The sequence below is a fragment of the Bacillus sp. FSL K6-2839 genome (genome assembly GCF_038003365.1).
In the GTDB taxonomy this organism is placed as follows: domain Bacteria; phylum Bacillota; class Bacilli; order Bacillales; family Bacillaceae; genus Bacillus.
Window position 1 is genome coordinate 414,820 of record NZ_JBBOOZ010000002.1, and the last position, 18,076, is coordinate 432,895.

An 18,076-nucleotide genomic window follows, 5' to 3' on the forward strand; every position below is an offset into this window, starting at 1 on the left:
TTAACCCCTCCCTTTCTTTTTTAATAAATAGAGGAAGAAAGGTGCACCGATGCAGGCAAGCAGGATACCGACAGGCAGTTCAACCGGTGTAAACCACACCCGTGCCGCTGTATCTGCAAAAACCACAAGTACGCCTCCGCCCAGCATTGAGATCGGCAGCAGGTACCGGTAGTCATCTCCAATTAAAAGACGGATAAAATGAGGAACGACCAGGCCGACAAATCCAATTAAGCCGCTCACACTTACAGCTGCACCAGCTAAAAGCGCCGCCAGCGCAATTAAGAAAAACCGGGTGCGCTCTACTCTAAGGCCGAGTAACTGCGCCGATTCATCACCAAGCAAAAGAAGGTTTGCCGGCTTGATGGCAAAAAAACAAAGGCACAACCCAGCGAGCGCATATGGCGACACGAAGCTTAGATGATGCCAGCTCCGTCCATTTAATCCTCCGGATAAAAAAGGCAGAACAGCCTGCACACGCTCACTATAAAGCACCATAAACCCATTCATAACCGCCCCAAGGAGGGCATTGACTGCCACTCCCGCCAAAATCAATTTCAGCGGTGAAACACCTTGATCAAATGAGAGCATATACACCACAAGTGCCGCTAATAAAGCGCCAAGGAAAGCAGCAGCTGGCAGCAAATACGTAAATTGCGGAAACACAATCATGCTGAGCACAGCAGCCAATCCGCCGCCAGCAGTCACACCGATGATGCCAGGGTCAGCGAGTGGATTTCGGACGACTCCTTGTAAAATCGCCCCTGATGCTGCGAGACAGGCCCCAACGATGAAACCTATTAGAACTCGCGGCAGGCGTAAATCCATCACAATTTTCTCATGAACAGGCTGGCCTGATCCCATCAAAGCAGCGACCAAATCTGGCAGCGATAATTGAACAGAACCTAATGCAAGCCCTAGGCATGCGCCCACACCTAACGAGAGAAATAGTACGGGTATCAGCCATTTTCGTCTCGACTGTCTTTTTTGAAAATCTAATTCTGCATTCATTTTCATGATGACAATCGCTTCAATCTTTTCTCTAGCTCATCAATCGCTCTCATCACTTCCGCGCCTGGGTTCGTCCCAAATAGATCACTCGGCAGAATCTCGACGTGTCCATTTTTCACAGCTGACACATCGTGCCAAGCGGCATTCTGTTTCATTTCACTCATAAAGCCCGCTTTCACATCTTCAGGATTGCTGTGTGTCATAAGCAGAATAAGATCAGGATCGGCTTCGATGACCTTTTCTGCATTGATTTGAGCGTATTGAGGGAATTTCTCGAGTGCCGGTTCATTCTCAGCGATGTTCGTCCCTCCTGCGATGTGCAGTAAATCTCCGCTTAAGGATTGAGGAAGTGCCGCCATATATGTGCCAGGTGCCCCGTATACAACGAGTGTCTTCACTTTTTTCTGAGGCTGCTTGACCTGCTTTTTCCTCTGATCGATTTGCTCATTGAGGGCTTTGGCCTTTTGCTGCTTTCCGAGCAAATCCCCGAATAACGTTATTTGACGCTGAATATCCTTCACTGAATTGGCACTTGTCAAAAGAAGCTGTGAACCAATTCCTTCTATTGTAGAGATGTCCTTACTGTTTAATTGTTCATTCCCAAGCACAACATCGGGCTTTAAGCTTGTGATGATCTCTACATCAAATTGATGCGTTGTGCCAATCGTTTGGACGGACTTTGCCTGTTGTAAGCTGTCTGGTAATTCGGCGGCCGGACGGCCAACTACCTCACCGCCTAAGGCATACAGGATGCTCATGTCTCCAGTCGATAATGCGACGATACGCTGAGGTGATTCTTCAAACGACAGCGTTCTGCCAGTAAAATCCTTTATCTTCAGCGCACCTTGCCCGCTTCCTTTCTCTACAGGTGCTGCCTGACTGCATCCGCCGAGGAGAAGCATCAAGACGAGTCCCGCGAAGATTACATGTGAAAATTTCAACCGTCTGTCTCTCCTTTTCTAGTAAACTTTCTTTAGCTTTGCCTGTACCACGAGACGCCCATTTTTAGGTGCAAGCACATGATCACAGGTCGATAGAGTGAGGATGAGGTCATCTGTGGACACGTCTGTCTTCGTTTGATAGATTGATTTTTTCCGCACAGCTTGCAAGTAGTGCGCATATTCGCCAAGATCTTGAAAATCGGTTTGAATATAATCGAAATCCACCGTTGTTTCATACACGGCAAAAATCTCCGCCTCATAGCTTTGATACAGCGTATCGTACTGAAATGTCCGATGATCATGGAAGAAATCCTTTTTTAAATAGTTTGTGAGTCCAGCGAACATGGATCCATCCCTCATCCGATGCCCGTACACCACAGTATTCGGGCTTTCATGCAAGACGTCATTGCGATAATCCATAAAGATACTGCCTGCCCGGGTGTCATTTTTTAAGTAATTACGGGTTAAGTAGAATGCATTATCACGAGATTGAACGATTGGGTACTGAATCATCGTGTCCTTCATATTGATCCAGCCGACAATGTCGTTGTTCACCTTCCGCAGCTCATCAAATGATGTACGGGTGGTTCCCGGTTCCCGGCTTTCAGTCATTCCTTGCTCTTGACCATACATCGTCTGAGCCTTTGCAAGCACCTGACGATTTTGATAATAGCCGAACAGTTCTAAGCCAATGGCTGTACCGCTATAAATGAATACTCCTAAACAGACGATCGTCACCAGACGCTGCCAGACCCGTTTTCCTCTTTTCACACTGTCTCACCTGCTTTTATATGCCAACAGGCACGATGTACATTCCTGTTTCTGCATCCTGTCTAATCGTGACGGACACATCATAAATGTGCCGCACATTCTCTTCTGTTAACACATCGTTTGGCTGTCCTTCACTGATAATTCGTCCATCCTTCATCGCAATGATGACGTCACTGTAGCGGACAGCCTGATTCATGTCGTGCAGCACCATGACAATCGTGAGTCCATGCACGACATTGAGCTCACGGATCAGCTCAAGAATGTCAAATTGATAGTAGATATCCAAATAGGTTGTCGGTTCATCTAAGAAAAGGATCGGTGTTTTTTGCGCAAGTGCCATCGCAATCCATACACGCTGACGCTCACCACCTGACAGTGAGGCGAGCGGCACCTTTCGTTTTTCCGTTAGCTTTGTACTGGACAGTGCCCACTCTATCGCTCTCTCATCCTCTTCCTTGTCACCCCCGCGCATCGTCTGGTACGGCGTTCTACCGAATGCCACGACCCGTTCGATCGTTAAATCAAGCGGCGCTTCATTTTGCTGATGGACGACAGCCAGCTTTTTTGCCAGCTCCTTTGGCTTAAATGCATTCAGCGCTTGTCCATCTAAGTGAATTTGCCCTTTGTTTGGACAATGATTATTCGCCATCAAGGAAAGCAGTGTGGATTTCCCCGAGCCATTTGGACCGATAATGGTTGTGATTTTCCCCTTTTCAATCTGTGTTGTGACCGATTGAACGATGTCCTTCTGCTGGTCATATGAGAATGACACCTCACGAATGTCCATGGAGACGGTCCCCCCTTCTTAATAAAAAGATCAGAAACGGCCCGCCAATCACGGCCATGATCGTAGAGGCAGGAATCTCATTTGGCGCTACAAGCGTCCTGCCGAGCGTATCAGCCGTCAAAATCAGCAAAGCCCCGCTTAACGCAGAAAATGGAATGAGTACCCGATGATCCGAGCCAACAAGCCTTCTTGAAATGTGCGGAATGAGCAAACCGACAAAGGCAATCACGCCCGCTACCGCAGCTGTCACCGCCGCGAGTAATACCGCTGTGATGGAAATCAAAAGGCGCATTCTGGTCACACGCAACCCTAAATTTTTCGCTGTCTTGTCCTGAAGAGCCAAGAGGTTACACCATCTGCTGAAGAAAAGTGCTACGACAAGGCCGGCGACGCCATAGACTCCGATTAAACGGACATCTCCCCACGTTTTCATCGTGAGATTTGACTGTCCTGACTGATTGATCGTGATATTGAAATAGCTGCAAATGGTCACAAATGCTTCAGCCATTCCAGTAAACATGGCATTGATGGCGATCCCAACCAAAATCATACGGATTGGGCTTAAGCCACCCTTCCAAGACAGAACGTACACGAGGAAACATGCAATGGCTCCGCCTAATACCGAAAATAAAGGAGAGTAGAAATAAAATTGAGGAAGCGCTGTAATCGCCATTAAAGAAAAGAAGCTGGCTCCTGATGAAATTCCAATGACGCCGGCATCAGCTAATGGATTTCTCATGACCGACTGCAGCAGTACACCGGAGACAGATAAGGCGGCCCCTGTAAACATTGCGATGAGCATGCGGGGAATTCTCAAATCTTTAATGATGTCTACCTGTGCATGTTGACCGGTGATGAGCCCTTCCAATAATTCAATCGGGGTGACATGAATGCTCCCAGTAATGGCGGAATAAATAAACACGCACACCAGTAAGAGACTGACTATCAGAAATAAAATCCCTGTTTTTTTCATCTTGAACGTCCTTTTATCATTAAGATTCGCCGCTTATGACGGATACAGCATACGCGTTAGTTCATCTAATGCCTCTGCTGCCTTTAAATTGCCCGTTGTCCCGAATAAGCTTTCTTCGAGGTCATACACCCGGTCTTGTTTGACCGCATGAAAATGCTTCCAGATGTCATTTGTTTTAAATTCTTGATCAAACATGCGGACAACTTCATCTGGCATCCCATGTGCGGCCCGGAGTATGATATCTGGATTGGCTTTTTGTAAATACTCCGTATTAGATGCCAAATACTCCATTTTCTCACCTTGGACAATGTTCTTTCCGCCTGCGATACGTACAAGATCACCAATATATGAATTCTCTGTTGCCACCAAATAACTGCCCGGTACACCAAGCAAAATCAGAACGGACGGCTTGCGCTTTCCCTTCGTTTTCTCTTGTATGTCTTTCTTTTTTTGTTCAAAGTCAGACACGATGCGCTCGGCTTGTTTCTTTCTGTCATACTGAGCTCCGAGCTTCGTGATCGCCTTCTCCATGCTGCCAAGGCTCTCGAGATTTAAGTATGTGGCAGGGACACCTGCTTGCTGAAAGGGTGTCTCTAAATCATATTGAAGGGTTGTGACAGACAGGACATCTGTCGGTTGAAGTGATTGGATGATTTCCATGTCCGGGCTCATTGGATTACCGACTTCCGGCAGTCCTTTATAACGAGCTGGCAAGGATTTTTGACTTGTTGGCACCCCGACAAGATCCACCTCTAAAGCATCCATCATCTCCACAGCAGCAACAGTCGTTGCCACAATGCGCGCACTTGATTCTGCGCTTTTTTTGCCTTTCGCTGAACTTTCGGCTGACTGTGAGCAGCCCGATAAGATCACGCACACACTAAGAGCAGCGATCAGGGTACATATCATTCGATGCTTCAAAAACAGAAGCCTCCTTTCGAAAAAAGAGAGTGGATGCGCCGAGAGAAATTGCGCATCTCACTTAAACTAATCCATCTATCTTGTTCTTGTTTGATACTTTCTTACGAGTACGAATAATGACCCGCCGAATAAAAGAATATACACCCAAAGAAGAGAGGTATCTCCTGTTTTCGGATTCAACTGTCCAGTCTCAGACTTGGTTTGGTCATCTGATGGAGTAAATGTCATCTGCTCTGCGCCTGTTTCCTCTGGCGCTAGATTTTCAAGCTGATTTGTTTGAGAATCGCGATCATTTGGATTTTTGACAAAGCCGATACTCTCATCGTCTCCGATTACCGTAGCAATGCCGCTTCCTTCACCAAGAGTGATTCCTTTTGTGTCATAGACAAGTTTGACATCGTACTGCTCATGATAATTCGCAGCCGGAATATCAATTTTTACGCGTGCTGCTTGAGCAGTGCTTAAACTTTTGGCTTCATATTGAATCACTCGTGTGTCTGCCTTTTGATCTGTTTTAGCGACAAGAGTCTCTTCATATTTCCCGCCTGTCCCTACTTGGAAGGATGTGATGGCTGAGCTGTTCTTCACTGTATATGAAACGAAATGGCGGCCATTTTTCACGACCAATGTCGCAGGGCTCACGACGTAATCGTTCATACGAGAAGGCTCATCCTTGTCTGCTTTCTTCATTGAGAAAGGCAGCTTGTATACACCATCTTTAAGCTTAGCCGTCTCTTGAGCAGCTCCGCCGTTATTTGTTTCTGGTGATGGTGTGTTTGGTTTTGGTGTTTCTGGTGCAGCCGGTGTTTCTTCCTCTACCTGCCCGTTCTTAAGTGGAGCGATACTCTTTGCATCGAATTGAAAACGAATATCGTAGGTTTGGTCATAGTTAGCAGCTGCTACCACGATGTGTACTTTCCCTTTGACCGCTTTTTTCAGATCAGCGACATCAAATGACACAACTCTTGTGTTCTTTGCTTTATCTGTGCTGACAGTCTTCACTTCTTGATAAGATCCGTTTTTCTCTGTTTTCAAGGAAGCGACAGACGTATGATCCTTCACCGTAAAGGAAATGGTTTGTTTTCCATTTTTGATAGTTAAGGATGCAGGATGTGAGAAGTATTGGTTCATCCGAGATGCCTCGTTCTCATCCCCTTTCAGCACACTGTAATTGATGCGGTACTCGCCATCTTTTAATTGATTTTGCGCAGAATCATCTGGTTTTGATCCATTGTTATTGCCAGGTGTTGCCTGATGATCGTCTGGTTTTGTCCCATTTTGATCATCCGGTTTTGTTTCGTTATCGTCTGGCTTTGTGCCATTTTGGTCATCTGGTTTTGTTTCGTTATCGTCTGGCTTTGTGCCATTTTGGTCATCCGGTTTTGTTTCGTTATCGTCTGGCTTTGCAGGTGTAACGAGTGTTAGGCTGCTTTGATCGAATGCAAGCTGTACGTCATACGCTTCGTCATAAATAAAGCCGCCTAAATCCCAGTAAATTTTCACCCAGCCGTTTAATTTGGCAGATAAGTCAGCAACATCAAATTTGATCACACGTGTATTGGCTGTTTCATCCTCACTGACGGTTTCAGTGGTGACAAGAGCACCATTTTGTTCAACCTTGAAATCTGTAATCTCTTTGCTTTGCTTCAGCGTGACATAGGCTGTTGTCTTGCCATTTTCCACAATCAGCTTAGCTGGCTTTTCTGTATAGGTATCCATCATGGACGCTTCTGTGCTGCCATTCTTTAAAATGGTGAATCCGGCCGTGTATTCACCATCAACAAATGATGCCGCTTGAGCCGTTCCTTGAGGAATCTGAAACGCAGTCAATAAACTGAATAAAACGAGCAGAATGGCTGCCTTTAGATGAAAAAGACGTTTCAAATGGTGACACTTCCTTCCTTAATGCTTGATGATCCACTTTCTTGCTAAAAACCCGCCTGAGCATAGAGCAAGCACAAGGAGCCACCCTGTCTGGTTTGTATCACCAGTTTGAGGATTCTCTTCTTGTTTTGTCGTGGATGAATCAGATGTTTTAGTTGATTCTTTTGATGGCTGCTGATCTTCTGCTGCACCCGCTGATTTGTTTGTGCTGTTAGACGAAAGCGATTTCATGCTGCTCTCATCGAATTTCAGCTGAATGGTATAATCATGATCATAATCAGCAGATTTAACAGTGACATGAATTTTTGACTTGATTGGCTTAGACAAGCTCTGAGCTTGGAACTGAACAAGCCTTGTGTTGGCTTTTTTATTGGTTGAGAGAACCGTTGTATCGACATAGCTGCCATTTCCCGGCACTTTAAATTCCGTCACCCAGCTGCTATTTTTAATGGTCATTTGTACAGTCAGCTTCCCATTTTTTGCAATCACTTTTGCTGGCTTCAGCCAGTAATCATTTGCCATGGAAACCGCATTTCCTTCAGCCTTCAGCACAGTATAGTTGACGGAGTATGTACCATCCTTTAACGTGGCAGCCTGTGCGTTTGAAAAAGGCAGCATAAGTGCCAATAATAAAGCGGTCATGAAGACTGATAGCCTCATCATTTTTTTCATCAAGCGAATTTCCTCCCTTTCTATTGAACAGATGCTGCATCAAACTTGAGGCGGATGTCGTAATTGCCTGTATATCCGATGACCGGTACAGTCACGCTCACTTTTGCTGGTACGACTTCTGTCAGGCTGTTCACGTTGAATTCAACCGTTCTCTTATTTGCAGCTGTATTTGTACTGATCACCTTCGCATCTTTGTACACACCTTGATCAAGTGTTTTAAAGCTTGTGATCCAAGAGCTATTCGTTAACGTGACTTGTGCTTTGATTTTTCCATTCTTCACGACAAGCTTGGCTGGTTTTTCAAAATACGTATTCGCTGTTGAAGTCGAATCGCTATCTGCCTTCCATACCACATATTGTGCTGAATGTTGACCATCTGCTAAGCCTGCTGCTGAGGCTGAGCTAACTGGGGCTAGGGCAAATAATAGAACAAAACTAAAGAACAATAATACGTGTGATGCTGAACGAATGGCTTTCATGTGAACCCTCCTAAATGATATTGATAATTATTCTCAATAGATAATAAAAAAAATAACCTTCATAAGCGCTGGATCACACTTATAGATGATTATGATAATCATTATCAATTGAGTTGAAAAAATAAATCTTTGCTTCCTAAAAGCCAAAGATGTCTGTTTCTAAATGATGGTTTGAAACGTGTTTTAGGTAATCTGTCCCATTCATGATACCATGGCATAACCTCCATTCCATTACAGGGAAAAGAACCCTCTTCTCCTTGATATTATATGATGAATGAATTTATTGTCAACATCATTTTTCATACTATTGACTTAGATTTCTGGAAAATCGCACAAAAAAAATTTCGACCAGACAGACTGATCGAAATCGATTAGGAAGGGACATGTTCCCCTTTTTTGCTGTTTTTACGTTCTAAAGACCAAGCATACATTTCACGAATAATCGGCTCAATTTTCTTCCCTTGCGCTGTTAATTCGTATTCAATCCGTACTGGAATGTCAGGGTATACGTTTTTCTCAACGAGTCCTTCAGCCTCTAAATCCTTCAGCCTTTCTGATAATAATCGTCCGCTGATGTCCATTTTATTTTCAAGCTGACAGAAACGCTTAGGGCCTGTCAGAAGCTGATTGATGATGAGAATGACCCACTTCTTGCCTAGAATCTCCATGGCATCTGTGATTGGACAGCCATCTACTTGAGCCATACCTTACTCCCTCCCGCTTTTCTCTCTTTTTTTTCATTATAGCACAATTAATTACTTGAAATAAGTCACTAACTATTATATAGTTTAGTTACTTTAAGTAACAAGGTATTCATTTTTATAGATTTTCAAAAACATTTGAACATGCCGATGCATATATCATGAAGGAGCTGACCGAGCTTGAAGACAATTGAGGAGCTAAGATTGGGTGTAACAGAGTTACATGTGTCCAGCTTTGAGCGTTCTTTACCTTTTTATACAGACATTTTAGGATTTACAATAGTAGAACAGACGGAATCCACCGTCACTCTTGGAAGCAATGCAAAGGAACCCATTCTTTTGTTAAAAGAGGATGCACAGCTCAAGGAGAAGCCTGATCATGAGCCAGGACTTTATCATTTTGCTGTTTTATTACCTACCAGAAAAAACCTGGGCACATGGCTGGCACATGTGATCAAAAAAGGCTATCCTTTAATTGGAGCAAGCGATCACTTTTTCAGTGAAGCCATTTATTTAAGTGACCCTGACGGCATTGGCGTAGAAATATATGCTGATCGCCCTGAGGACGTTTGGGTAGGTGAGCATGGAGAACTGAAAGGTGGCGGAAATGCACCTCTTGATGGAGATGGTCTCCTGCAAGAAGCCGCTGATACAACTTGGGAAGGACTTCCCGCTGGTACAGTTATGGGACACTTACATTTCCATCTTAACCCAGAAGAAGCTGATTCTTTTTATGTCAATACGCTCGGTTTTCACATCAGAATGGCTCCACCAGCAAGCCTGTTTATCGCCGCTGGTGTGTACCACCATCACCTTGCCTTTAATGCATGGGGACGGGGACGAAAAGGAGCCATTGATCCACGTTTTTCAGGAATTAGAAGCTATACACTGGTATTCCCACAAGAAGCAGACAGACAGTCCGTTGTCGAGCGTCTGACAAAAGCAGGCACTCAAGTGAAAACAACAGGGAAAAGTAACGAATTTGTTGATCCATTTGGCGTTCTCGTTCGTTTACAGATTGAAGAAACAGACAAAAAAGAAGGTGCAGAATATGGACAAACACACAGATCTTAAAACAGCCATTTTAAAAGATAAAATCAAACGAGTACAGCAAGAAGACGGGTATATATATATCACTGGACCCATTAAATTGCCAGTGAATTTAGACGGCAGAACCGTGATGTTCAACTGGTATTCATGGTTAAAAGACGATGGAAAAGAGCCATTGTCAGATGACGCTTTAATTGAAAGCCTCTCGTCCCGCCAGCTTGCCGATCATCAGCAGTCAAGCGTGCTAGTGTATGGGGAGTTCGAGCACGCTGACGAAGCCCTTATCCGCATGCATTCCATTTGCCACACTGGTGATATTTTCGGAAGCAAGCGCTGCGACTGCGGGTTCCAATTGAAGCAGTCCATGCGGATGATTGAAGACAATGGTGCAGGTGCACTGTTCTATTTAGCCAATCATGAAGGCCGCGGTATTGGACTTTTCAGTAAAGCCATGGCTTATATTCTTCAAGAAAACGGCTACGATACAGTAGAAGCGAACGAAGCACTCGGTTTTGAAGATGACACGCGTCAATATGAAGAAGCCATCGCGGTTCTTCAAACACTTCGTACAAAGCCAGTCAGACTCATTACCAATAATCCGAAAAAGACAGATGCCATCAGCCATGCAGGTCTATCTCTTTCTGGACGTATTCCGCTTTGGGGTGATGTCTCGGAGTTTAATGAAAAATACTTGCAGACAAAAATCAACCGCTCAGGTCACATGAAGGCGGAGCAAGAGGTGCGTACGATTGCCACATCATGAGCGATATATGAATCTAGCCCTTGAAAATGCACAGGCAATGAAAGGTCAGACCTCTCCAAACCCGCTCGTCGGGGCTGTGATTGTGCGAGAGAATGAAATTGTTGGTGTCGGTGCTCACATGAAAGCCGGTGAACCGCATGCTGAAATTCATGCACTTAAAATGGCTGGAGACAAGGCAAAAGGAGCCACCATTTATGTGACTCTCGAGCCTTGTTCCCATCACGGCCGCACAGGCCCTTGCGCGGAAGCACTTGTGAAAGCAGGCGTCGAAACCGTTGTCGTGGCAGCGCTTGACCCGAACCCGCTTGTCGCAGGCCGCGGGATTGCCATCTTACAAGATGCTGGCATCCAAGTGATTACAGGCGTACTGGAACAGGAATCCATTCTCATGAATGAAGTATTTAATCATTTTATTACGAAAAAAACACCTTTCGTGACGCTCAAGGCAGGTATTACCTTAGACGGAAAAATTGCCTCTGCTACGTCTGACAGTAAATGGATTACATCTGAAACATCTCGTTATGATGCTCATCATATCCGCAGTATCAATGATGCGATTTTGGTCGGTGCTCAAACCGTTATTCATGACGATCCTTCACTAACTGCACGGATTCCAAATGGGCATCATCCGATTCGAATTGTCTTAGACTCTAAGCTGTCAACACCGCTGACAGCAAAGATCGTCACTGATCAGACGGCACCTACATGGATCTTTACGACAAAGCAAGCCAATGAGGGAAAACGAGCCGCTTTAGAAGCAGCTGGCGTCAGTGTCTTTATAACAGATAGCGACACACGGGTGCCCCTGCAAGAAGTGCTTCAAGTGCTGGGAGAAAGAAATGTCTCCTCCCTCATGATTGAAGGCGGCGGCCAGGTCAATGCCTCATTTTTAGAACAGCAGCTTGTAGATAAATTGGTCATCTATATGGCACCTAAACTCATTGGCGGTCGGCTGTCCCCTTCCTTTTTTGGAGGCGAAGGCATACGCCTCATGAGTGATGCCATTGAATTGGATCAACTCTCAGTAGAACCACTAGGGAAAGATATCAAAATAACGGGCTATCCTGTTTATCAATAAACAAGCTTGTAGACCCCATCTACAGGCTTTTTTTCAAATATGTTTTGAGGTGAATGTGATGTCGATAAAAGGAATCAATCATTTGTTATTTTCTGTTTCTGATTTAGAAACCTCTATTGATTTTTACACAAACGTATTTGACGCCACTTTATTAGTAAAAGGAAAAAAGACAGCTTACTTTGATTTGAACGGGCTATGGCTTGCCCTGAATGTGGAAAAAGACATTCCTCGTCAAGACATTCAGCACTCTTACACGCACATCGCTTTTTCAATTGATGAAGAGGATGTAGATCACATGTACAACAAGCTAAAACATTTGAACGTCAACATCTTGCCAGGCCGTCCGAGAGATGAAAAAGATCATCAGTCGATCTACTTTACGGACCCTGATGGACATAAATTTGAGTTTCATACCGGGACCATGAAAGATCGAATCGATTATTACAAGCAAGAAAAAGCTCATATGGAATTTTTTGATGAATGATAAAAAAACAGAACTTCCATCTTCATGAAAGTTCTGTTTCGCCTTTGAACCACCCAAATGTCGATTCACTAATCATCACCGTGAAACTTGTCATAAAATGTTTCATGTGAAACATTTATAGTTAATTCCCTTCTACAAGTCTTCCAAAGCTTTCGGGTGAAAGTCCCGGTGACACGCGGATACGATGCAAGGACATCATGCCTTGTTCCTTTTTCGCATGTCCTGGTTCAGTGGTGACAGCCATTTGATAACCGGCTTCCTTCGCTAGCTTCAGCGTGTCTTCGTTATAGCGCCCAACAGGATAACTGACCATTCTCGTATGCTGAGAAAATCGTTGATCAAAGAATGCCTTTGATCCTTTTAATTCCTCTTTCTGCTGCTCCTTTGATAAACGATTGAGCTCTAAATGATGAATTGTATGACTCTCAATCGAAAGCCCATTTGCTATCATTTCATCCATTTGATCATCCGTTAAGTGGTTCGGGCGGCCAATGGATTGCGCAATCATGAAAATCGTTGCCTTCATTCCATACTGCTTTAAAATCGGGAATGCCTTAGTATAGTTATCGGTATATCCATCATCGAATGTAATGAGGACACACTTTTCACTTGGCCTCGTATTTGTTGTGAAGACGCGATACGCTTCTTCTGGCGACAGCGTGACATAGCCGTTGTCCTTCAGCCATTTCATATGAGCCGCAAACTCGCTCTTTGGTACACGCAGCGAGCTGCCGCTGGAGATGCTGTGATACATCAAAATTGGAAGCTCTATCGGCTCCTTTTGCTCAATCCATTTTTGTGTATCAATCACTTCCTCTTTTGTCTGCTGAATCTCTTCTGTTTCTTTTGCTAGTAATGGACCCTTTTCCTCTTTGACTACTTGCTGGTTTCCTTCCGTTTGCTCCTTCATTCCCGTACAGCCCGAAATGAGCAGCGCCAAAAGACCAACTGCAATCAACATACATGTTTTCTTCATCCACCAATCCTGCTTTCTCTTTATCTACCGAATGATTATAACAGAAATTGGTTAATAGCTGATATCTATTTTGACAGGGCGTTCATTTTTTTACACATTTCGATCATTTCGATGGCGAGCAGATGAATGGTCTCTGTTGTGAGCATTTGATCTTCTGCGTGTATCAGCAGTAAAGAAAAGGGAAGCTGCTCACCTGCCGCCTCTTTTTGGATCAGCGACAAGTGCAGGTTGTGGATGCTTCGAAACGCTTCCTCCCCTTTTTCAATCAACTGCTGTGCTTTTTCAAAATCATCTGCTCTTGCTAGACGAATCGCTTCGACATAATGACTTCTTGCCTCGCCTGCATGAGCAATGATTTGAAAGGCTGCTCCCTGCATTTCCTCTAATACCGTCATCTGCTTCTCCTCCAATTACTTAAGATTCATTTGCTAGTTTCAGAGCATGCTCTAGTATTTTTTCCCCGTTCGCTGTTCCGTATAATCTCACATTGATGACATCGACAGGTATTTGATAAGGTGCAGCGGTTTTTTCTGCTGCCTTTTTCATAAAGCTTACTTGCGGTCCAAGTAAAATCACCTGAACATCTCCTCCATGCTCTTCTAATTCATCTGCAATGGCCCCTTCAGGTATGGCGTAGATATCATAATCCAGCTCTTTAGCTTCTGCAGCAGCCTTCATTTTGGACACTACAATGGACGTCGACATTCCTGCGGCACAAGCGAGAATGATTCGTTTCATATTCCATCACTCCTATCGATAGATGACTTCTGTTTCACCCTTCAGTTCCCTTGTTTTGATTAATGTCTGGTACCAATACGCTGATGCTTTCAACTGGCGATTCCGTTCATTTTCCAGCTGGATTTCGACTAATCCGTAGCGGTTTTTAAAGGCATTCATCGGTGAGACATTATCCGTAAAAGCCCACAGCATATAGCCCGTGCAATTTGATCCTTCTGCTTTCGCTTGAAGTGCCCGCTTCAAATGCTGGCTGATAAATGAAATGCGATACTGATCATCAATGATACCGTCTTCACTTTTAAACCGTTCTTCCTTTTCTACACCCATCCCGTTTTCGGCTACAAACCACTCGATATTTCCGTATTCTTCTTTTATTCTCATCCCCATATCATAGACAATGTTTGGGTAGATTTCCCAGCCTCTGAATGGATTCATTTTTCTCCCTGGAAGCTCAAACATATCGTAATAATAAGACGGATGAAATGGCGTCCCTTCGTTCCACGCCTTACTCGGCGCCTTGACACGATGCGGATAGTATAAGTTGAGCCCGACGACATCGACCGTATGATTCTTGATGACCTGAAGCTCTTCCTCTGTCGCATCAAAAAGAATATCATGCTTTTTCAACACATCGAGCAATTCCTCTGGATACTCCCCTTTGATGGAGGGATCTAAGAACATTCGATTGAAAAACAAATCATACATCCGTGCCGCTTCTTGATCATGCGGGGCAGAGGATCTTGCATACGTCACTTCTGGATTGAGAATCACCCCGATTTTTGCACCTGTCGATTCCTTCAATCCCATCTCCCGAAACAGCTTCACCACTTTTGCTGTTGCCAGCGCTTTATGATAGTTCCACTGCATCCATTTTTTCGTATTTTGCTCAAAGGGATAACGGATGGCATCTAGATAAACACGTGTTTGGACAACAATTGGTTCATTAAAGCTAAACCAATGTTTGACCCTGTCCCCGTAGCGCTCAAACACTTTTTCCGCATAGAGAACAAACAGCTCGACGACATGCTTTGATGACCATCCGCCATACTTCTCAAGCAAAACGGCAGGAAGCTCATAATGCTCTAAGCAAAACATCGGCTCTACACCTGCTGCAATTAATCCATTGATCAAGTCATCAATGTAACGGGCATAGGTCTCATCCACAATCCCCTTCTCGTAATCTATGAGAAACCTCGACCAATTGATCGATGTCCTATAGTGAGTCAGTCCGATTTCTTTCATGAGGGCTACATCTTCTGGATAGCGCTCGTAAAAGTTCGTCGCACCAGCCGGGCCATATCCTTCGTGCCATACGTGATACCCGTTCTTATACCATAAATCGATGTACGAGTCCTGATGCGCTTGCTTTCCCTTCCATCCCTCCGTTTGCCAAGCAGAGGCCGCAGCACCTAGGATAAAATCTCTTGGAATCTCGATTCTGTTCATGTCGCCATCTTCCCTTTCCTCGTTTGAACGTGAAGCCCCTCCCAAATTCCTTGCAAATACATAGCCCCAAGCGCCCGATCATATAAACCGTAGCCAGGTCTGCCTGTCTCGCCAAAGATCATACGTCCATGATCCGGGCGGACATAGCCAGCAAATCCCTCTTCAAACAAAGCCTTCACAATAGCTCCCATATCGAGACTTCCTGCTGACGAAAGGTGCGCTGACTCTTCAAAATCACCATTTTCATACACGATGACATTTCGCAAATGGGCAAAGTGGATGCGCCCTTTTTCCGCATATTTACGCGCAAGTGACGTAACATCGTTCTTCGCATCACAGCCGAGTGAACCAGAGCAAAAGGTGAGGCCATGTTGAGAACGTCCATCGATCTCAAGAATACGATCCAACTGTTTTTCATTACTGACAATACGAGGCAGTCCGAATATATCCCAAGGAGGGTCATCTGGATGGAGTGCCATGTTGATCTTTTCTTCCGCTGCCACCGGAATGATATGTTGTAGAAAATAAGACAGGTTCTCGAATAGCCTTTCTGCCCCAAGCTCCCTGTAATCAGTCATCAATTGTTTCATTTCCTCCTGTGTATAAGAGATATCCCATCCTGGCAGCGAAAATGGATCTGTCTCTATATCCATGTGTTCTAGTTGATGCTGAAAATAGGCAAGGGTCGTGGATTGATCAGCTAATGGAAGGTCTAGCTGCGTTCGTGTCCAATCGAGGACAGGCATGAAGTTATAACAAATGACCTTCACACCGTGCTTCGCTAATCGTCGGATATTTTCTTGATAATGCTTGATATAGACGTCTCTGCTCGGCTTTCCAAGTTTAATATCTTCATGGACAGGAAGACTTTCCACGACCTCAAAGGAAAGTTCATGTCTCTCAATCTGTGCTTTTACATGAGCAATCCTTTCCTCAGGCCACAGGTCACCAGCTGGGACATCATAGACGGCACTCACAATGCCTTTCATGCCTGGAATTTGACGTATATGTGCGAGTGAAACAGGATCGTCCTCTCCGTACCACCTAAATTGCATGTTCATTCATGCCCCTCCTTTTATTCTGAATCTGGTGCCGCTTCTGGTTTGCGGTTAGACAAGAGAACAAATGGCAAATAGATGAAGACTGCTACTACAATACAGATGAGCTGTGTAATGACAGCTCCCATGCTGCCAGCGGTTGACAGCCATGCATTCACAATCGGCGGTGTCGTCCACGGCACCATCACGACTGCTTTTCCAGCAAACCCTGTAGCTGTCGCAATGTAACCAATCGTCCCTGTCACAAGCGGTGTGACGATAAATGGGATTGCCATCACAGGGTTTAACATAACGGGTAATCCAAAAATAACGGGTTCATTGATGTTGAAGAGGCCCGGCCCAGATGAGAGCTTAGCAATGCTTCGCATCTCTTCCCTTCTTCCAGCAATAAAAATCGCAATCAAAAGCCCAATGGTCACACCTGAACCACCGATACTCATATACACATCCCAAAATGGCATCGTGATGATATTCGGAATCTCTTTTCCCTCTTGAAATGCTGTCATATTCACTGCAATCGACCCTAATAAGAGCGGCTCCCGGATCGGTTTGATCATTTGGTTGCCATGGATGCCGATCACCCAGAAAAATTGCGCCACAAACATCAACGTTAAAATCCCCGGCAGACCCTGTACAACACTTTCTAGCGGGCGCTGCACCACGTTATACACTGCTTCATGCAAATAAATGCCTGTCAAACGGTGAAATGCAAAGCCGAATGAACTAATGATCGTAATCGTAATGATCGAAGGAAAAAGTGACGAAAAAGATGTCGCAACATTCGATGGAACAGAATCTGGCATCTTGATTTGAAGCCATTTCACCTCGGTCAGCTTACAAAAGATTTCCACAGATATGATCGCAATGATCATCCCTAAAAATAAGCTTTTTGGATCAGAAAATTGCCTTGCCAGTACATCTACAACCTCACGCATCGATCCATCAACTTCAAGAAGAAGTGTCGTTGGAATAACAGATATAAATGAAATCAATGCCATCAGCCCTGGGAACAGGGACTTGTGCCTGTTGATTTTCCCAAGCTCTATCCCGATGAGGAACACAGCCCCAATCGTTAAAAAGTTCAGCGTGGCATAATTGATTGCCTTCATAATTGGCTGAAGCTCCGCTAAAAATCTGAATATCTCAAAATGAGCAAGCCCTGTTTCCGGGCTCATGATCATATTTGCCACCAATACAGCAAAAGCCCCTGTAATGATGATTGGCATCAATGTGACAAATGCCTGTTTAATCGCCATAATATATTTCTGATTCGTGATGCGATAAGCCACATTCCCCATGACGTCTGCCGCTTTCTCCTTGAAGCTCATGATCCGTCTCCCCCTTTG

Annotated in this window: 20 protein-coding genes; 4 read left to right on the top strand and 16 right to left on the bottom strand. The window is 44.7% G+C overall.

From position 1 onward, the window contains the following. The 10 genes from MHH26_RS16240 to MHH26_RS16285 form a co-directional block, all read right to left on the bottom strand. Entirely contained in the window at window positions 1–1,014 is a 1,014-nt protein-coding gene (locus MHH26_RS16240; RefSeq protein ID WP_106030667.1) for a FecCD family ABC transporter permease, read from the bottom strand. Then, a complete protein-coding gene (locus MHH26_RS16245; RefSeq protein WP_307500495.1) occupies window positions 1,011–1,949 on the bottom strand; it encodes an ABC transporter substrate-binding protein in 939 nt (312 codons plus the stop codon). The genes MHH26_RS16240 and MHH26_RS16245 overlap by 4 nt, the downstream gene beginning before the upstream one ends. A gap of 18 nt (window positions 1,950–1,967) precedes the next feature. Further along, window positions 1,968–2,720: a class B sortase gene (gene srtB, locus MHH26_RS16250; RefSeq protein WP_340974070.1), complete on the bottom strand. Its 753-nt coding sequence runs from the start codon at window positions 2,718–2,720 to the stop codon at window positions 1,968–1,970. A 16-nt stretch (window positions 2,721–2,736) separates the two neighbouring features. After that, the gene (locus MHH26_RS16255; protein WP_034660447.1) at window positions 2,737–3,507 is read right to left on the bottom strand and encodes an ABC transporter ATP-binding protein; all 771 of its coding nucleotides are present in this window, start codon (window positions 3,505–3,507) and stop codon (window positions 2,737–2,739) included. Then, window positions 3,494–4,480 carry a FecCD family ABC transporter permease gene (locus MHH26_RS16260; protein WP_106030670.1) on the bottom strand — a complete coding sequence of 329 codons (987 nt, stop codon included), beginning with the start codon at window positions 4,478–4,480 and terminating at the stop codon, window positions 3,494–3,496. The genes MHH26_RS16255 and MHH26_RS16260 overlap by 14 nt, the downstream gene beginning before the upstream one ends. Before the next feature lie 33 nt (window positions 4,481–4,513). After that, window positions 4,514–5,401 carry a heme ABC transporter substrate-binding protein IsdE gene (isdE, locus tag MHH26_RS16265; protein ID WP_106030671.1) on the bottom strand — a complete coding sequence of 296 codons (888 nt, stop codon included), beginning with the start codon at window positions 5,399–5,401 and terminating at the stop codon, window positions 4,514–4,516. Window positions 5,402–5,476: 75 nt separating this feature from the next. Further along, a complete protein-coding gene (locus tag MHH26_RS16270; RefSeq protein ID WP_340974072.1) occupies window positions 5,477–7,285 on the bottom strand; it encodes an NEAT domain-containing protein in 1,809 nt (602 codons plus the stop codon). Between the two features lie 18 nt (window positions 7,286–7,303). Continuing rightward, a complete protein-coding gene (isdC, locus tag MHH26_RS16275) occupies window positions 7,304–7,957 on the bottom strand; it encodes a heme uptake protein IsdC (protein WP_106030737.1) in 654 nt (217 codons plus the stop codon). 20 nt (window positions 7,958–7,977) lie between these two features. Further along, window positions 7,978–8,436: an NEAT domain-containing protein gene (locus MHH26_RS16280; RefSeq protein WP_106030673.1), complete on the bottom strand. Its 459-nt coding sequence runs from the start codon at window positions 8,434–8,436 to the stop codon at window positions 7,978–7,980. Window positions 8,437–8,807: 371 nt separating this feature from the next. Next, window positions 8,808–9,140: a winged helix-turn-helix transcriptional regulator gene (locus MHH26_RS16285; RefSeq protein WP_340974075.1), complete on the bottom strand. Its 333-nt coding sequence runs from the start codon at window positions 9,138–9,140 to the stop codon at window positions 8,808–8,810. Window positions 9,141–9,317: 177 nt separating this feature from the next. Between MHH26_RS16285 and MHH26_RS16290 the strand changes: the two genes are divergently transcribed. From MHH26_RS16290 to fosM, 4 genes are read left to right on the top strand one after another with little or no spacing between them, the layout of a single operon-like run. Beyond that, a complete protein-coding gene (locus tag MHH26_RS16290) occupies window positions 9,318–10,211 on the top strand; it encodes a VOC family protein (protein WP_034660455.1) in 894 nt (297 codons plus the stop codon). Then, window positions 10,189–10,950 carry a GTP cyclohydrolase II gene (locus tag MHH26_RS16295; protein ID WP_066031541.1) on the top strand — a complete coding sequence of 254 codons (762 nt, stop codon included), beginning with the start codon at window positions 10,189–10,191 and terminating at the stop codon, window positions 10,948–10,950. Before MHH26_RS16290 ends, MHH26_RS16295 begins: the two co-directional genes overlap by 23 nt. Next, window positions 10,937–12,028 (top strand): bifunctional diaminohydroxyphosphoribosylaminopyrimidine deaminase/5-amino-6-(5-phosphoribosylamino)uracil reductase RibD, encoded by a 1,092-nt coding sequence (gene ribD, locus MHH26_RS16300; RefSeq protein ID WP_106030675.1) that lies wholly within the window; start codon window positions 10,937–10,939, stop codon window positions 12,026–12,028. Before MHH26_RS16295 ends, ribD begins: the two co-directional genes overlap by 14 nt. Window positions 12,029–12,086: 58 nt before the next feature. Next, entirely contained in the window at window positions 12,087–12,512 is a 426-nt protein-coding gene (gene fosM, locus MHH26_RS16305) for a FosM family fosfomycin resistance protein (RefSeq protein WP_034660458.1), read from the top strand. Between the two features lie 121 nt (window positions 12,513–12,633). Here fosM and MHH26_RS16310 read toward each other — a convergent pair whose 3' ends face one another. The 6 genes from MHH26_RS16310 to MHH26_RS16335 form a co-directional block, all read right to left on the bottom strand. Beyond that, window positions 12,634–13,488, bottom strand: a complete 855-nt coding sequence (locus MHH26_RS16310) for a polysaccharide deacetylase family protein (RefSeq protein ID WP_307500502.1) — start codon at window positions 13,486–13,488, stop codon at window positions 12,634–12,636. Between the two features lie 65 nt (window positions 13,489–13,553). Beyond that, window positions 13,554–13,883 (bottom strand): PTS lactose/cellobiose transporter subunit IIA, encoded by a 330-nt coding sequence (locus MHH26_RS16315; protein ID WP_034660460.1) that lies wholly within the window; start codon window positions 13,881–13,883, stop codon window positions 13,554–13,556. 19 nt (window positions 13,884–13,902) lie between these two features. Continuing rightward, window positions 13,903–14,226: a PTS sugar transporter subunit IIB gene (locus MHH26_RS16320; protein ID WP_060597591.1), complete on the bottom strand. Its 324-nt coding sequence runs from the start codon at window positions 14,224–14,226 to the stop codon at window positions 13,903–13,905. Window positions 14,227–14,238: 12 nt separating this feature from the next. Beyond that, window positions 14,239–15,672: a glycoside hydrolase family 1 protein gene (locus tag MHH26_RS16325; RefSeq protein ID WP_334750580.1), complete on the bottom strand. Its 1,434-nt coding sequence runs from the start codon at window positions 15,670–15,672 to the stop codon at window positions 14,239–14,241. Next, entirely contained in the window at window positions 15,669–16,733 is a 1,065-nt protein-coding gene (gene uxuA, locus MHH26_RS16330; RefSeq protein ID WP_106036384.1) for a mannonate dehydratase, read from the bottom strand. The genes MHH26_RS16325 and uxuA overlap by 4 nt, the downstream gene beginning before the upstream one ends. Before the next feature lie 14 nt (window positions 16,734–16,747). Then, the gene (locus MHH26_RS16335) at window positions 16,748–18,058 is read right to left on the bottom strand and encodes a PTS sugar transporter subunit IIC (RefSeq protein WP_307500504.1); all 1,311 of its coding nucleotides are present in this window, start codon (window positions 18,056–18,058) and stop codon (window positions 16,748–16,750) included. Window positions 18,059–18,076 lie beyond the last annotated feature (18 nt).

Bases quoted from the DNA above. Each gene is read 5' to 3' on its own strand.
- MHH26_RS16240 (WP_106030667.1), bottom strand. From the start codon at position 1,014: ATGAAAATGAATGCAGAATTAGATTTTCAAAAAAGACAGTCGAGACGA.
- MHH26_RS16255 (WP_034660447.1), bottom strand. From the start codon at position 3,507: ATGGACATTCGTGAGGTGTCATTCTCATATGACCAGCAGAAGGACATC.
- MHH26_RS16260 (WP_106030670.1), bottom strand. From the start codon at position 4,480: ATGAAAAAAACAGGGATTTTATTTCTGATAGTCAGTCTCTTACTGGTG.
- isdC (WP_106030737.1), bottom strand. From the start codon at position 7,957: ATGAAAAAAATGATGAGGCTATCAGTCTTCATGACCGCTTTATTATTG.
- MHH26_RS16280 (WP_106030673.1), bottom strand. From the start codon at position 8,436: ATGAAAGCCATTCGTTCAGCATCACACGTATTATTGTTCTTTAGTTTT.
- MHH26_RS16285 (WP_340974075.1), bottom strand. From the start codon at position 9,140: ATGGCTCAAGTAGATGGCTGTCCAATCACAGATGCCATGGAGATTCTA.
- MHH26_RS16295 (WP_066031541.1), top strand. From the start codon at position 10,189: ATGGACAAACACACAGATCTTAAAACAGCCATTTTAAAAGATAAAATC.
- fosM (WP_034660458.1), top strand. From the start codon at position 12,087: ATGTCGATAAAAGGAATCAATCATTTGTTATTTTCTGTTTCTGATTTA.
- MHH26_RS16310 (WP_307500502.1), bottom strand. From the start codon at position 13,488: ATGAAGAAAACATGTATGTTGATTGCAGTTGGTCTTTTGGCGCTGCTC.
- MHH26_RS16315 (WP_034660460.1), bottom strand. From the start codon at position 13,883: ATGACGGTATTAGAGGAAATGCAGGGAGCAGCCTTTCAAATCATTGCT.
- MHH26_RS16320 (WP_060597591.1), bottom strand. From the start codon at position 14,226: ATGAAACGAATCATTCTCGCTTGTGCCGCAGGAATGTCGACGTCCATT.
- MHH26_RS16325 (WP_334750580.1), bottom strand. From the start codon at position 15,672: ATGAACAGAATCGAGATTCCAAGAGATTTTATCCTAGGTGCTGCGGCC.
- uxuA (WP_106036384.1), bottom strand. From the start codon at position 16,733: ATGAACATGCAATTTAGGTGGTACGGAGAGGACGATCCTGTTTCACTC.
- MHH26_RS16335 (WP_307500504.1), bottom strand. From the start codon at position 18,058: ATGAGCTTCAAGGAGAAAGCGGCAGACGTCATGGGGAATGTGGCTTAT.